4 protein-coding genes are annotated in these 17,441 nt (G+C 42.0%); 3 read left to right on the top strand and 1 reads right to left on the bottom strand.

The window, feature by feature from the left end; translation table 11 throughout:
* Nucleotides 1-151 precede the first annotated feature (151 nt).
* From AM228_RS16000 to AM228_RS15995, 3 genes are all read left to right on the top strand, one after another.
* A complete protein-coding gene (locus tag AM228_RS16000) occupies nucleotides 152-1,945 on the top strand; it encodes a M15 family metallopeptidase (protein ID WP_054467099.1) in 1,794 nt (597 codons plus the stop codon).
* A 60-nt stretch (nucleotides 1,946-2,005) separates the two neighbouring features.
* Nucleotides 2,006-2,131 carry a hypothetical protein gene (locus AM228_RS36220; RefSeq protein ID WP_255353206.1) on the top strand — a complete coding sequence of 42 codons (126 nt, stop codon included), beginning with the start codon at nucleotides 2,006-2,008 and terminating at the stop codon, nucleotides 2,129-2,131.
* A 394-nt stretch (nucleotides 2,132-2,525) separates the two neighbouring features.
* Nucleotides 2,526-10,640, top strand: a complete 8,115-nt coding sequence (locus AM228_RS15995) for a CHAT domain-containing protein (protein WP_082348909.1) — start codon at nucleotides 2,526-2,528, stop codon at nucleotides 10,638-10,640.
* 215 nt (nucleotides 10,641-10,855) lie between these two features.
* On the opposite strand, the gene AM228_RS15990 is transcribed toward AM228_RS15995, so the two are convergent.
* Nucleotides 10,856-17,359: a translocation/assembly module TamB domain-containing protein gene (locus AM228_RS15990; RefSeq protein ID WP_082348908.1), complete on the bottom strand. Its 6,504-nt coding sequence runs from the start codon at nucleotides 17,357-17,359 to the stop codon at nucleotides 10,856-10,858.
* Between the last annotated feature and the right edge of the window lie 82 nt (nucleotides 17,360-17,441).

Genomic DNA, 17,441 nt, shown 5'->3' with positions numbered 1-17,441 from the left:
TTATCAAGTTTACCACAGAATTGTCTAGTTTGAGTCCTGACACATTTTATCGCTTGAACGTCTAGAGAGTGGACTCAGGCAGGCGATCGCAAAGGTCTGAATTTGAAGTACACATTTTTAAACATTTTACTTTTACCTGTTGAGGTAAAAAATGGTTTATCAACCCATATATAAATCTTCCCAAAATCCCTGGACTCCCCAAATCCAGCCGAAATCTTCATTATTGCAATCCCGTGCTTTTGAATTGCCAGTGGAAGATTCGGAATTCATTGATCCAGGGATGGATGCATTAGACATGGAAACGGAATCGAAACCCGGTAAAGAATTGGAGTTTAATATTTTAGCGAATATTCCGATTTCTGCTCCCACCCCACCGCCCGTGGAACCGAACCAACCCCCACTACAAATGAAAGGGTTAACCATTGGTGAACCGGGGGATAAGTATGAGCAAGAAGCCGATCGCGTTGCCCGAAAAGTGGTCAGTGAAATTAATTCTTCATCCCCAGAACTTCAGCAACCCCCGGCATTGAGTCGGAAGTCGATGATTCAAAGAAAGAAACCCGAAAAAGCCAGTGAGGAACTGACCCAGGAAATCCACAGCGTCAAAGGTGAGGATCAACTAGAAGTACCAGATGGAGAATTTACTGTTACTGATCCGCAAGCAATTATTCGACGGCCACCTCCTGATTTGGGTCCAGAAAGCGGAAAACCTTTGATTGCAAAAGGTAAAAAGGTTGAACTTTTAGAAGGTTTTCGCAAAGAGACTAAAGATTATGTCAAAGTTCAAGATAAAATGCCCTCTGGGTTTCAAGGGCTTCTTCAAAATTACGGCTGGACTGCGGCTAGTAATATTGAAGGTCTTTCTCCAATTCTGCTGAAAATGAATCCTAAAACTCAGGTCTCCGATCAAGTTACTTCTACAGGTAGTGAAGCAGATAATGCAGATGTAGCCAAGACAATAGAGAATCTAGAGCCTATCACATTTGATCGTCGCCAATCTCTAAACAATTTGAATAAACAATTAAAAAAATTACAAGAAAAATCACAACACTTAAATAGCAAAGAGAGAACAAAAAAAATAGACAAACAAATCAAAAAAACAGAAAATAAAATCAAGCAAATAGAAAATAAAATATCAGAAGTAGACGCCATTCTAGAGTTAGCTGGTGAAGACCCTGGTATGTGGTTCAAGAATTTTACTAAAATTACATTTCTTGGCCTAAAGATGAATAACCCAATTCATATTGAATTAGCAAAGCATCTTATAAAAGTTGAAAAAAAATTTCTTAAAGAATATGGAAGCATAGAAGAAGCAAAAAAACAATTAGGTGTCAGTGAGATAATTAAAGGGTGTCGAGAATATTCTACAAGTGCTGAGTATTCTATGCATCTCTTTGGATTAGCGATAGATTTAGATTACTGGAAAAATCCTTATGTTGCTTTGGGTACAAAATCTCGTAATAATCTTAATAGAGTTCTGAAAAGAGCAGGCAAGCTTTTAAATAAAGAACTGAAATTTAAGAAGGATTGGAAATCAGATTTAAGTAAGGTTTATGAGCAAAACAGTGAGTTGGATAAATCTCTTGAACAGTATTTCTCTTTCTCTTATGACAAACCATCTAAAAAAACAGAATTGAGTAAATATTTACAACATACAAAAGATCCCGAATGGCTAGGTAAGACAGTTGAAGAAGCTCAAAATATTATTCAACAGGATATTGATAGTTGTGCTGAGTCCTGGTCGCGAAAAGGGCAAAAAGATCAGATTACTGAAAGTGGGATGATGAATCTAAAAAAAGAGCTAGTTCTAGGAATAGACCTTGATTGGGGGGGTCGATATGGAGATTATATGCATTTTGATATGCGTAATAAACCTATCGGACAGAAAATATACCAAGCAATTCAGCGATACAAAAAAACTCAAAAAAAGAAAAATAAACAGTAATACGATCGCACCCTTGTCGGTTAGGTTTAGTGGTGTCAAGTCCTGATTGAAAACCTGGAGATGGATGATCCACGAAACTCAACAACCTCACAGATCAATTTGATCGCCAGCACGCCGATCTTATCGTTTGGTGGTCAGTGCGATCGCCCTTGTCGGTTGGATTTCGTGGAAGCAATTACTGATTAACAACCTTGAGATGAATGCTTCACGTCAATCAAGTCAACAGATGTTGTACATAAAGCGATCGCTTTTTTGCTCTGGCGATCGCTTTTGGTGTTTGGTGAGTTGAATCTTATACCAATTTAAAATAGCTATCGCTTTTTTAGGGGTTGATCGCTGTGGGTGGGCGATCCGCCCTTTAGTAGAAAATCCATTTCCTAAGCTGCAAAAAATTTTAAGCCTCCCCCCAATATTATCCTCTGATTCAATGCATTCATGTTGCCATTTTGTCAGAAAATTTGTGAAGTTTTTCTGCCAAAGATTAAAAGATTCTTAAACTTATCAAAAATTACCTTAAATTGCGGACAAATTCAGGGAAATTACGCATAATAGTAGCATAATTCGCCAGGAGCAACCTGTGATGAAGCGACTAACAGGAAATCATCTCTACATGGAAAGCCTTCTCCTGGGGTCTTTGTCCTTCATTGTTTCTCAGACAATCACCCTAGCAGAACCCATTGTCCCCGCAACGGACGGCACCGGCACCCAAGTAGAAATTAACGGCAATGAATTTAACATTACTGGGGGACAAGTTAGTGGCGATCGGGCTAATTTATTCCACTCTTTCCAGGAATTTGGCCTAAATTCTGGGCAAATCGCCACTTTTCAATCAAATCCAGAGATTATTAATATTTTAAGTCGAGTCACGGGTGGCAACGCCTCGATGATTAATGGCTTAATTCAAGTCACGGGAGGAAATTCTAACTTATTTTTAATCAACCCTGCGGGGATTGTATTTGGGTCAAATGCTACCCTGAATATTCCCGCTGATTTTATCGCTACCACTGCCAGCGGGATAGGATTTAATCAGGGTTGGTTTGATGCTTTTGGCAACAATAACTGGGCTGAGTTAATCGGCAGTCCCTCGGTATTTCGCTTTGATGGCAATGGGGCTATAGTAAATTTTGGCAACTTGAATATTTCCCACAGCCATCAGCTTGGATTATTGGGCAGCAGCGTTTTAAATCTTGGCAGTCTTTCGGCACCGGGAGGAAATATTATTATTACTGCCGTTCCGGGAGAAAGTTTGGTGAAGTTGTCGCAACCGGGACATTTGCTGAGTTTAGAAATTGATCCGAATTCTTTAGACACCATTACTCCTTCTAATTTGCCAGAATTACTCACAGGAGGACAAGTCCATGATGCGACTCAAGTGGTTGTCCATGATGATGGCACCATTCAGTTAACAGGTTCGGGAGTTTCTGTCCCCACTGATACGGGAGTAACAATTCTTTCCGGCAATATTGATGTTTCAAATAATGCAGCAGGAACCGTGGCGGTATTAGGAGAAAGGGTGGCTTTAGTTGATGCCAATATTAACGCCAGTGGCAACAATACCGGAGGAAATGTATTTATTGGGGGCAATTTTCAGGGACAAGGCACTTTGCCTAATGCCGCTCATACTTTTGTGAATAATAATTCCTCTATTTCGGTGAATGCCTTAGAAAATGGAAATGCCGGGAGTGCGATCGTTTGGGCGGATGAAACCACTCGGTTTCATGGGAATATTAGCGCCACAGGTGGTAATTTTGGTGGCAATGGTGGCTTGGTAGAAGTATCGGGAAAACAAAATTTAATTTTCCGAGGTTTTGTTGATGTTACGGCGAATCAGGGAACTCCTGGGACAATTCTTTTTGACCCAAAAAATATTATCATTGACAATGGTGGTACAGATAACGTAGATTTAAATAATGCTTTTAAAGAAAATCCTACCGCTGATGTCACTTTTGATGCGGATAATATCACCGGGTTGAGTGGTGATGTGATTTTAGAAGCAAACAACGATATTACGGTTGATGAACCGATTGAATCTAATTTTATATCCAATTTAGAACTCAGAGCCGGTCGCAGTATTAATATTAATGCAAATATCAGTATTAATCCCTTTCCTATAAGTGGCGTGAGCGGGAATATTATTTTAACCGGAAATTATGATAGTGCTGATGTGAATAACCGGGTTCCTGGTGCAGCGGAGATCAATATGTCCTCTGGCACCGAGTTAAATACTAGCTCCGGGGATATTGCTCCAGGCGGTAATATCGAAATTAGTTTAGGATCTCTGGGAGAAATTGGCGATATTACACTGGCAGCCCTAACCTCTGGAGGAGGCAAGATTAATATTACTAATAACGGCGGTGGTATTAATATTCTCGATTCAGTGTCTTCAACGGGTGATACTATTAGCATTAGTGGGGGTTCAGTTACTCTTATTGCAGATTGGGACATTAACACATTTGACATCTATTCCAATTCTACAGGCGGTGCAGGCGGAAAGATCAATCTAACCAGTAGCAAAGGTGCGATTAATACTGGGTCGCTGAACTCTTCTGCTGGTTACCCTGGCGGTGGCGGTGGTGGTGGTTCAATTACTCTTATTGCTGCGGAGGATATTGGCACAAGTGACATTAATTCTTCTGCTGACAGCTACGGAAATGGGGGAAATATCAACCTGACCAGTGACAACGGTGCTATCAATACGGGGTCATTAAATTCTACTTCTACTTCCTCAAATTCTACTGCCACCAGCGGGAATGGGGGTGCGATCGCGGTAAATGCTGATGGGAATATTAATATAACTGCTATCACATCTTACTCAGACGGCAGCGGACAAGGAGGACAAGTCAAACTGACCAGTGACAACGGTACGATTGATATTCTTGGCAATCTATTTTCTTATTCTAATGGCGGTAATGGAGGTGAAATTATCCTTAGCGCTAAAGGGAATATTTTTCTAGGTAACGTGGATATGTCTGGAAATCATATCCACGGTAATATTAAGACTTATGGCAGCACAACTGGCGGAAATATTAACCTGAACAGCGAAAGTGGGATGATTAATTCCGGGTCGCTGAGTTCTAATTCCGATCAAGGCACTGGGGGCGCGATATCCCTCACGGCTGCTGAAAATATTAGCACAGGATATATCTATTCTTATTCCCAAGAAGCAACAGCAGGAAACATCAACCTGACCAGTGACAACGGTGCAATTGAGACTGGGTGGCTAAACTCTTCTTCTACTTCTGATACAGGGAATGGAGGTGAGGTTAAGCTAATAGCTGAAGAGAATATTGTTTTAGCTGGATTAGATCAGAATGAAAATCTTATCCCTGGTAACGGTAACATTTCTTCTGATTCCGCAGGCAGCGGAACTGGGGGTGACATCAGTCTTCGCAGTAATAGTGGTGTGATAAATCTCGGATCAATTGATGCTTCTTCTAACCAAGGAACTGGAGGCGATATTACGCTTACTGCTGAGGGAAATATTAACACAGGATATATTTCTTCTTATTCCCAAGAAGCAACCGCAGGAACTATCAACGTGACCAGTAACAATGCTGCCATTGAAACTGGGGATCTAAATTCTTCTTCAAATCAGGGCAATGGGAATTCAATTACCCTGAATGCTGATGACGATATTCTGATTACCAGTAACATTTATTCTGATTCCGCAGGCAGCGGAACCGGGGGTGACATTAGCCTAACCAGTGACAACGGTGCCATTAATATAATCGAGGGAAATATTGAATCATCTTCTAATGAAGGTGATGGGGGTAACATCGAGCTTACAGCTAAAGGAGATATTCGCACAAATAATATTGATTCTTATTCTAATGGCAGCGGAACCGCCGGAAATATCAAGCTAACCAGCACGAGTGGACTGATTGATATTTTAGGTTCATTAACTTCTGCTTCCTTAAACGGTATTGGCGGTTCAATTGCTCTGAGCGCTAATGAAATCGACTTAACAACTAATATCAGAAGTTCTAACCCTGGCACTCTTTTACTACAACCCGCCACAAATACCCAATCCATTGAAATTGGGGGAAATACCACCTCTAATAATCTGGATTTAACTGCGACAGAGTTAGGCTATATCCAAGAAGGTTTTAATTCTATTACGATTGGACGTTCAGAGAGTAACGGCACTATTAATATAGATGCCAATGGATTTTCTCCGACTGACCCAATTACTATTCGATCGCCCAACGGTGCAATTATTGTCAACGGGGCAATTACTGGCACTGATAACGCTTCAGTGACGCTGAACGGATTAACCACTCTGAATGCAAACATTTCCACGAATAACCAAACTATTACCATCACTGATAATACGATTCTCGGTGCCGATGTTTCCCTAAATAGTGGAAACGGAAATATTGATTTGCAAGGAACTATCAACGGCGATCGCAACCTCAATTTAAATTCAGGTAATGGCAATCTAAATATTGGTGGATCAGTGGGGAATACCACTCCTTTAGCAAGTCTGACCACCACTGGAACCACCACCTTTAATGGCAATATCACCACCACAGGTGCTCAGACATATAACAGTAATGTCACCTTTAATAATGTCAACCCACAAATAACTGCCGGTGAATTGGATTTATCCGGGACAGTTGTCGGTACGGGCAATCTCGCGATCCAACCAGAAACTACCAGCCAATCCATTGAAATTGGGGGAAATAATGAGTCACCCAGTTTAGATTTAACCACCGCTGAATTAGAGTTAATCGATGGGTTTAATGGGGTGACAATTGGTCGCAGTGGTGACACCGGACTGATTAATATTGCTGGATTGGTTAATTTAAGTAACGAAAATTTTGACCTGACTATTAGCGGTGGTTTGTTAAGTTTTAATAATGGCATTACCATTCGTAATAATGGCATTTTCACCTTGAATACTGGCAGTATTACCAGTCCGTTTGATGCGACAGATATCGCGATCGCAGGTAATGGCACTTTGGTATTAGATGTATCCGGTGACATCGGCGATGCACTTAATCCTTTGGTGACAAATGTTAGCCAAGTGAATATTAATAATGTCTCAGAAAACTTATTCTTAAATAATAGTCAAAACCTAAATTTAGGAGCGGGGAATATCATCGGTGACATAGGAATTACGGTCAAGGGGAATATTACGGATAGTGGCGTGGTATCCGTTGGCGGAAATAGCAGTTTTACTACTATCAAAACCGATGCAGATATTACCCTAGATCAACTTTCTAGTACAGGAACAATTACTGTTAATACAAATGGGGCTGGTGGTGATGCAAATCTTAATAATACCCAAGGAATAAATTTAGCTGATTCTAACGTCGGTGGAAATTTAAATGTTACGGCAACAACTGGGAATATTGCCAATAGTAGCCCCGTAACCGTAGGTGGGAATAGCAGTTTTACCACGGTGGCAAGTGATGCGGATATTACTTTAAATAATTTAGATACAGCCGGAACAATTGCTGTTAATACTAATGGTACTGGGGCTGATGCAAGTATTACGAATGCTACTGCGGTTAATTTAGCCACTTCTAATGTGGGCGGCAGTTTAAATGCTACTGCTAATAATGGCACTATTTCTAATAGTGGAGAAATTAATGCTGGCAGTGATATCACTTTAACCGGAAAGGCGATCGCTCTCAATAATAATGTCACCAGTGGCGGCAGTTTAAATGCTACTGCTAATAATGGCGAAATTTCTAATAGTGGAGAAATTAATGCTGGGAATGATATTACTTTGACCGGGGATACAATTTCTCTGAAAAATTTCCTCACTAGCCCAGGTAATCTCATCTTACAACCACTTAATCCTAACACCACCATTGACATTGGAGGGGAAACAGAAACCTTTAACCTTTCTGCCGCCGAAATCGCTAATTTATCTGATGGATTTAGTAGTATTACCATTGGACGAAGTGATGGCACTGGGATGGTAAATTTAGGGAATATTAGCTTTAGCGATCCGGTGACAATGCGATCGCCTAATGGTGCGATCGCCGTCAATGGCATCATTACTGGCACCGATAATGCCTCAGTGAATTTGAGCAGTAATCATATAACTCTCAATTCTGGGATTATTACCAATAACCAAAACATCCTTATTAATGGCAATACCATTCTCGGTAACGATATTACTTTAGACAGTGGTACGGGGCTGGGAAATATCTTATTCACCGGAACAATTGATGGCAACCAAAAACTAACTTTAAATGCAGGCAATGGCACGATTGCTTTTACAGGTGCCATTGGGAATAACACGACTTTAAATAGCCTGATTACTAATAGTATCATTAACAGTGGATTGCAGGCAACCGCCAACACTATTCAGCTTAATCGTGATATCACCACAACGGGTGCAAATGTAATCTTGAATGCCCAGAATCAGCTAACCACAAATAACATTACAACTAATGGCGGTAAAATTAGTTTAAGCAATCGTCAGGGTGATATTACCGCCGGAAATCTTGATAGTTCTAACCCGGAAGCTGTAGGCGGGGCAATTACAGTTAATAGTCCCACGGGAATTGTCACCACCGGAAATTTAATTTCTACTGGCACAACCGGGGGAGATATTACCGCGATCGCCAAAACCACTATCACGACTGGGGATATAAATAGCAGTGGTATTGTAGGCAATGCGGGGAATGTTTTGCTCGACCCAGAAAACGATATTCAAGTAGGATTTATTAATGCCCAAGGTGGATCAAGTGGTAGTGGTGGCAATGTTGATATTTCCACTGGGCGCTTTTTCCGATCAACAAATAGTTTTACTGACCAAAATGGCCAAATTGCCAGTATTTCTACTGCGGGAGGAAATGGCGGTGGTAGTATCACTATCCGTCACGATGGTGGTAGTCAAAATATCCCGTTTGTGGTGGGAGATCCCAGCACCAATGGCACCGCAGGGGTGATTACCACGAGTGCCGATAATACCATTCCCTTGGGGTCTATTTTGCCTGGTCCAGTGGAACAGGGCGATATTCATATACAAACCCCAACGGTTCCAGTGGCACCAGCCCCAGTGGATGATACTCCAGTATCGCCCCAGCTAGAGCCAGAACCGCAGGCAAAACCGATTCCAGTGGCACCAGCCCCAGTGGATGATACTCCAGTATCGCCCCAGCTAGACTCGGAACCTCCGCCCAGTCCACCAGCACCTCCGGTGAATTCATCATCATCTGTGGTCACTCCAGCAACGGTGGTCACTCCACCAGCAACGGTGGTCACTCCACCAGCAACGGTGGTCACTCCACCAGCAACGGTGGTCACTCCACCAGCAACGGTGGTCACTCCACCAGCAACGGTGGTCACTACACCACCTCCACCACCAAAGGTGGCGATTTTGGATCCGAAAATCGTTGACCCAGAGGAAGCGGCGATCGCTATTGATATACCAAACAATTCAGAAGAAGAGGAGGATCTCCTAGACCCAGAAAAAATATCTCAACCAGATAAAGTGGCGATTTTGGATCCGGGTATGGGGGCGATCGAACAAGCTTTTAGTCAAAGATTTAATGACTATATTGGTGAAGTGAATTCTCCGGCAACCACGACTTTAGCAGAAGCCCAAAATATTATTCAACAAATTGAGTCAGAAACAGGGGTAAAACCGGCTTTAGTTTATGTCTGTTTTGGTTTCACTTCTCGATCGGGTATTTCTGACAATGATCCTCTGGAGTTAATCTTAGTCACCGCAAATGGACATCCGATTAAAAAATCTCTGTCAGCGACTCGCGGTGAAGTGATCGCAACGGCGAATAATTTTATCGATTATATCACGTCGCCGAGATATCGCCGCCAGAAAAAATATTTGCCAGCAGGCCAACAGCTTTATCAATGGTTAATTGCTCCCTTAAAAGAAGAATTAGACCTTCAACAAATTGAAAACATCGCATTTATTATGGATCAGGGTTTGCGGGCTTTGCCAGTGGCAGCGATCCATGACGGGGAACATTTCCTGGTAGAAAAATATAGCCTGGGTCTGATGCCATCTCTTAGCCTCACAGATACCCGGTATCAAAATATTCAAAATGCCTCGGTTTTAGGCATGGGTTCTAGTGAATTTTCTGATTTAAATTCCTTACCGGCAGTTCCCGCAGAATTGCAAACTATTACCCAACAAATTCGTCATGGAGATTCTTTTATGAATCAGGAATTTACCTTAAATAATATTCAAGCACAATATGCGGATAAACAATATCCGATTGTTCACATGGCGACTCATGGAGAATTTGAACCGGGAGAGATTAGCAATTCATATATTCAGCTATGGGATCAAAAGTTGCATCTGGATGATATTCGTCAGTTAGGATTTACTAATCCTCCAGTGGAGTTATTAGTGCTGTCCGCTTGCCGCACCGCAGTCGGTTCCCCAGAAGCAGAATTAGGATTTGCTGGTTTAGCCCTACAAGCAGGAGTGAAAACTGCGATCGCGTCTCTTTGGTATGTGAGTGATGAGGGAACTTTTGGCCTAATGACTGAATTTTATAACCAGCTAAGTTCAGCCCCAATTAAAGCGGAAGCCATGCGACAAGCCCAGTTATCAATGATTAACGGTAACGTCGAAGTAGTAGATGGTCAATTACGCGGTTCTCGCGACACTTATCCGTTACCAGAGGCTTTGCAAAATGCAGAAAACCAAAAGTTAACTCATCCTTATTATTGGTCAGCATTTACCCTAATTGGTAGCCCTTGGTAGACCAGGAACAAGAAACCCCAGGGACAAGAAACCGGGCTTTCCCAGAAACCGGGTTTCTATGAGAGTTGTTGGTTGGTGGCAAAGGTTGTCTCAAGAAACCCGGTTTCTAACCTCTCCCGGTTTCTCACCCCCCAGGGACAAGAAACCGGGTTTCTGGTTAACTTTTTGCCCTCAAGCAGAGATTAAATTAAGAAACCCGGTTTCTGATCAAAAAATCAAAACCTAAATTCATAGTCAATTCTAGCGCGAGTATCTCCTTGAAAATCCGTAGATCCTCGCAATAGAAGGCGATCGTTAAATCGATAACGAATATTATATCGCGTATTTTCATTATCTAGAAAAAGCTTCGGCCAGAGCACGGAAAAAGAAAATTGACGACCTAAATCAACTCCCGCTTCAACTTCTAAAGCCAGACGAGTATTTCCCCCGGACTGCACCATCACCGGCAATAACCTAAATTCACTTAAACCAAAGGCATCACCAATTTCAGTTTGGACATTTTTTAGCACCGTAGAACCGGCTAAATTGGCGATCGCCAATGGACTATCCCCCCGGCCCAAAGTATTCGCAAAACCGCCGCCAATTAACGCCACAATTTCCGCTTCATCTCTCGCGGGATTACTTTTTAATTCCACTGCCGTATTATAAATTTGAGAAGACCGTCCACTAACCACCGCTTCTACCCGAACTGTCCGCAATTCTCCGATGCCAGTATTCACCGCTTCCCGAATTTCTGAAGCCGAAGTTGCGGAAAATTCTCGCCGAGTCACTTCGGGGACAGAAGTCACTAATCGCACTTCAATATTTGGGTCTAAATCTCCGGTAAATTCCGCAAAATGCTCATAGCCATCGATTAATCTAAATTGAGTAGCAAATAAATTCACTTCTCCTTCTTTTAAGCGAATAATTCCGGCAGGTTTTAAATCTTCAAAAAATCCATTCACCAACAAATCTCCGCTGCCGATAAATTCTAATAATGGGGGATTAGCAATGCGAATATTTTCCCCTAAAGTGAGTTGTAAATTTTTATATTGTGGGGTAAAGACTTGGATTTCTTCTAATAACGGAAGATTCGGGGCAATTTCTGAGGAATCCGGTAGTAATACTATGCCATCAGACAAAGTAATTTTACCCCCAATTTGCGGAGAAAATCCCGTGCCTGTAATTTGTAATTGACCCACCACTCCCCCTCGATATAAATCTTTGAAGTTAATTTCAACTCCCTCTAATTCAAGTCTTAAATAATCAAGGATTTCTGGCTGGTTAGCCCTTAATGTTTCATCGCTATTTTCCCCTTGTGCTTGACGCAACATGGCGGCAAATTTACCCGTCCTAAATAAATTAATCTCGTTTCTCGATAAGGGGCGAAAAATCGGCAAAAACCCTTGGGCTAAAATGTTTCCTTGACTAAATTGTCCGTCAATTCCTTCCACAAAAATCAGATTTTCGTTAAAAAATACTCGTCCATTCAGATTGGTTAAAGGTTCCGGTAAGGCTTGGGCATTAATGGTGGCATTAGAGGCGATCGCGCTACCATTGGCAGTGATATCTGTCAGGGTTCCTTGGTCGGAATTTAACTTTCCTTCTACCTGAAGTTTTAGTTCTCCATTGCCATCAACCCAGGTCACTTGTTGCCCGGTTAAAATATTCGCCAAAGTCAGCCCTTCATTTTTAATATTTACATTCAGGCTAAATTGCTCATTTCCGGGAAAAGGAGGGACCGGCAAGTTGGTAAAAATTTGCAAATTATTGGGTTCAATGGTGCTAATTGCTAACCGAGAATTACCATAGTTAAATCCTCCTTTAATATTCGCCAATTTTTCCCCATTTAATCGCACATCAGAAAAACTGATTTCTCCTCTGGCTTGGAGATTTTGCCAATTTCCCGCCAGGTTAGCGGTTAAATCTAATAGACCATCAACCCGGTATCCAGGGACATCAATAAAATTGCGAATATCCTCACCGGATAAATTTCTGATTTGTAACTGTCCTGACTGGTTTTCACCAAAAATTGTCCCCACATAAGAAATCAAGGTTGCTTCTTGTTCTACCCGCAAAGGTTGGGCAATTAAATGGCCATCCTGAAAACTGCCTTGAAAAATTACCCGGTCAATATTAATCACCCGATTATCTAACCGTTCTAACCCCTCTGGGGTAGGCATGGCATAACTGGGTTGCGATCGCCATTCTAAATTATTGGCGACGAGATTTAAGCTGGCATTAATTCCCGCAGCTAAAGACCCTTTAAATCTAATTTCACCATTCACCAATCCGCGAATATCTACCAATTTAGGGAAGGCTGCCTGTTGCCGTTCCATCGCAATTTGCAACAGTTTGGCTTTTATTTCTGCGAATCGGCTTAATTGCTGATATAATGTCGCTTCAGGCAAGCCAGCAGATGCCGTTTTTAGACTGTCTTGATTCCCATAATTGGGAGGTAGTAAACCTCTTTTGAGGTCATCAGTGGTAAACCAGCGCATTGCCGCCAAAGCATCTGAGATATTTCCTTGGTTTATGGTCAGTTGACCGTGAATTTCCGATTTCGGATTGGCGCTAAATTGGGCATCGAGGCGATACTCACTCTGGTTCATTTTTAAAATAGCGTTGGAAATCGCTATTTTGCCGCGATCGCTATAAATTTCCGCTGTAATTTGATCCATGAAAAAATTGCCAACTGCTGGATGGGCGATCGCAATTTTGCCATTGCCCAAAAACGTGGCTAAGTTTAAATTAAAATTACCGTTCAATATGCCCCCAACGGAATTATAATAATAGGCAGGGGCAGGGGCAATATTTAACCGACTTAACGGGAAATTTTCCACAGCAATCGATAGTTGTTGCTGGGCTAAATTTGCGGATAGAATCGTTTCCGCATTATTGACCAATCCGTTGGCTGACCAGGTGGAGATATTTTGATATAGTGGATTATTAATTGCTAAAGCAATTTGAGTGTTATCTCCTTCTAGGTTAACCTGCAAACTCTGATGAGTATCCAGATTAACTTTTCCCGATAAAGAGGAGGCAAATTGCCAATCATTAACCGCTAAATTTTGCACCTGTAAATCCCCAGCGATCCAAATCTGAGAATTTAACAGCAGTTCGGGAATAGTTTGGCTTTCATGGTTAAAAAAACTGGGGTTGATCTGACCTCGCAACCGACCGTTAAAGTCTAATAAACCCGCGATCGCCAATGGCATGAATGGCAAAATCGGGGATATTTTATTTTCTAGATTGCCTGAACTTTCCAGGGTTAAATGTTCCGGTGTTTTGCCCACATTTAGGGGCAAGGGTAAAGCCGCTAAATTAAATTGGTTTACCTGAAGATTCAGGTCAAATTTACTCACCGTGGGGCGTTGGTTTTGCCACTGGACAAATAATTCTCCATCTAGACTTAAACCAGGGGCTTTTGCTTGTTTAATTTGTAAAACTTCTCCATTCCAACCCCACTCACTATATAAAGGAAAGAGTTGAGATAACCCCGAACTTTGGCTATAATTTAAACTAAGTTGATTAACCAGAGTAAATTCGCCCTCTGCTTGAATATCCTGGGGAGAAAAAGAAGTGAGAAACCCCGATAAATTTACTGAACCTGTGGCCGTTACAGGTTCGGGCAAACTCCGGGTTTTTGGGGCTAATGAATTAAGATTTAAGTTTTCTGCATTCAGAGAAACTTGCCAGCGATCGCCCATAAAACTCCCTTGACTGGCGATCGCATTTCCGGCCAGATTTAATTGGACATTGCCCCGACCAGACCAAGTATTTAAACCCCTAAAATTAATGTCACCATTTCCGGCATAAAATTGAGCTAATAAACTATCTATTTTACCGGAAAGTTCCACATTCCCTGCGGTGACACCCAGGGGAACAGGCAAATCCGGTTTCCAGGCATTTAACGATAAAAAGTTATCATAATTTAAAATAGCGCTGAGTTCTAGTTGCCCTTGTTTTAACCGTCCCTTTCCGGTCACTGCTGCCCCAGCAATTAATAGCTGAATAGTGCTATGACCAGACCAACTATTCAATATGTCAGAGACGGGTTTATCCCCAGATAAAATTGGCGCAATTGACCCGGAAAGTTCCAGACTACCCGCTGTTAATTCCAGGGGAACAGGCAAATCCGGTTTCCAGGGGTTTAACGATAAAAGGTTATCAGAATTTAAAATAGCGCTAAGTTCTATTTCACCTTGTTCTAATCGTCCCTTTCCTGTGACTGCTGCCCCAGCAATTAATAGCTGAATAGTGCTATGAAATGACCAAGTATTCAAGATTCTATCGGATAACTTTGCAGGGCTGACTTTTGCAGAAAAAAAATGGTCAAATAACGGATCGATCGCCCCAGAAAGTTCTAAATTTCCCTCAGTTAAACTAACAGAAGCACTGCGTAATGGTGTCCAAAACGATGTCCGAGGGTTTAAAGAAAGCGATCGCCCCTCTGCATTAGTCAGAGTTGCCCTTGCCGTGACTTGACCTTGTTGTAAATTAGCGGAAGCTGTCACTATGCCAGTTTCTGGTAAATTCACCTTTAAAGTACCCTTGGCATCAATCTTTTTTGGGTCAATTTTTTTTGAATCAAATGAGTCTACGGTTCCCGATAATTCCAAAGTGCCACTACCTAATTCCATTGGTATGGGTAAGTCGGGAATTAATTGATTCAATCGCAGGGCTTTTCCGGGTAAAGTTTGCACTCCCAATGATGCCAGCCATTTTCCTTTATCCAAGGTGCCTCTACCCGTGACTTTCGCATCAAGGGTGGTCAGTTCTACTTCTCCTGACCCTTGAATATTTGCCGGAGTTAAGGATGTTAATTTACCAGAAAGTCTTAGCCCACCGGCTAAAATTGCCGGATATGCTGGGGCGGTATTCTCTGGGTTAGGATTTTCTGGGTTAGGATTGTCTGGGTTAGGATTTTCTGGAATATTATTTTCTGGGTTAGGATTTTCTGGGCTATTATTTTCTGGGCTATTATTTTCTGGGCTATTATTTTCTGGGCTATTATTTTCTCCGGGATTTGTAGTAGAAGATGTGAGTTGATTTAGTTCGATATTTTGCGCTCTTAAGAATGCTTGCCAGCGGTCTTTGGTTGGCATGATAGCGCCGATCGCGTTTACGGTTCCTCCCCCTACTTGAAAGACGCTATTATTCAATAAAATTGTGTCTTGAGTAATAGTCAATTCTCCACTGCCCGGATATTTCATTTCCGGCGATCGCCACTTCACCAGTGCCGTAGGTTGATCCGCTTGTCCTAATATTCTAGTATTGCCATGAATTCGACCAATAGCAAACGGTGGTTTTTCCCCCCGATACAGTTGCGCGATCGCATCACCGGGTAAATTTTCCCCTAGCAAATAAAAGCCTAACTGGGGAATTTCGGTTAACTGAATATTGCCTCGACCATAAATAAAACCGCCCAGAATTGGTTTAAGTTGAATATCCGTAATAGCTAACTCTTCTCCCTCCATTCTAAATCTAGCACTAGCTGCCCCGACCTCAATTAAATCCACTTTTCCCGGTTCCGTTGCTACCACCATTCCCGATAAAATAGGATTCAACAAAGGGCCAGTAACTTGTAACTCCGTACTCGCTGCCCCAGTCACCGGAACCGGCAGATTTAACTCCAGAGTATTAATATAATTAGCTAAACTTAAAGAGGGGATACTAATTGCTAAATCATAATCAGATTTGGTGTCAATTGTCCCAGTCACTTTTAGGGGTAATTCCCCATAAATTGCCTCAGTTTTTTGTAAAGCTATCCGTAAATCTGAAAATTTTACCTGACCGGATGCCTGGGAAATGGGCTGATCTAAGGTTCCTAATTGACCGTTGACCTTTTCAAAATTAGCATTACCCCGCCAAGCAGTGACAGTGGTTTCCGCTAAGTTTAATTTCAAATCACAATTTAATTTACCTTGGTCAACTCTGACGGGTAAATTAGCAATTAATGGGATAATATTAGCACCGTCTAAATTTTTGCCTTCAACATCGAGTTTGGTAGCTAAACTGGATAAATTAGAATGACCATTAATGGTTAAATTCCCGCCGCTTTTGGGTTGGGCTGTGACATGATAGCGGGTTTCTTTTTGCTGATTAAAAAAGCGGGCTTTGGCTTGGACATTTTCCAACAGCACAGGAGGCAACACCATTGGTTCTTCCAGGTCAAATAACTGGGCGCGACGGGTGCCATTTGGGGCTAAAATCACCTGACCATTGGTGATTTCAACGGTCTTGATATTAATATTAACCGTCTTTTGAGAAGCCGATGATTTTTTCAGGTTTAAATCTAACCAAGTATTTTTGATATCTTGTTCTATATAAATCGTGGGTTGTAGTAAAGAAATTTTTAAATTCAGAGTGCGTCTAAACAGCAACATTAAAGGGTCAAATCCCACTTTTACCGTCGGAATTTCTACAAAATCCGGGTCAGTTTCCGTGGTGGGAATTGCTGAAGCCCCCACCCGTAAACCCGTGAGATAAAACTCTTCAATTGGGCCAATTTTTACCGGGCGATCGATGAGTTTACCCAGTTCTTTTTCCACTAATGGCCCTAAGTCATTGTTGACAAAAAACCATAACCATGATATTGCGCCCGCAGTTCCAACCACTAGGACGAAGCCCAAACCAATGGCCCCACGGCGCCACAATTTAGGGGATAAAAGAGGGCTTACTTGGGCGCTGGATAATGGATCTAAGGATGAATTTTCAGATTTTGGCGAATCAGTCATAGGGGATGGGGTGTGGGAGGTGTGGGGGAAAGAAAGGGTGTGGGGTGTGGGGTCGCCATCGGTGTGGGGTGTGGGGGGAAGA

The sequence above is a fragment of the Planktothricoides sp. SR001 genome, assembly GCF_001276715.1.
In the GTDB taxonomy this organism is placed as follows: Bacteria; Cyanobacteriota; Cyanobacteriia; order Cyanobacteriales; family Laspinemataceae; genus Planktothricoides; species Planktothricoides raciborskii.
The sequence above is the reverse complement of the archived record's forward strand: the minus strand, read 5'-3'. Positions and strand labels throughout refer to the sequence as shown.

Coding starts and splice junctions, on each gene's coding strand:
- AM228_RS15990 (WP_082348908.1), bottom strand. CDS start 17,359: ATGACTGATTCGCCAAAATCTGAAAATTCATCCTTAGATCCATTATCC.
- AM228_RS16000 (WP_054467099.1), top strand. CDS start 152: ATGGTTTATCAACCCATATATAAATCTTCCCAAAATCCCTGGACTCCC.
- AM228_RS36220 (WP_255353206.1), top strand. CDS start 2,006: ATGGATGATCCACGAAACTCAACAACCTCACAGATCAATTTGATCGCC.
- AM228_RS15995 (WP_082348909.1), top strand. CDS start 2,526: ATGAAGCGACTAACAGGAAATCATCTCTACATGGAAAGCCTTCTCCTG.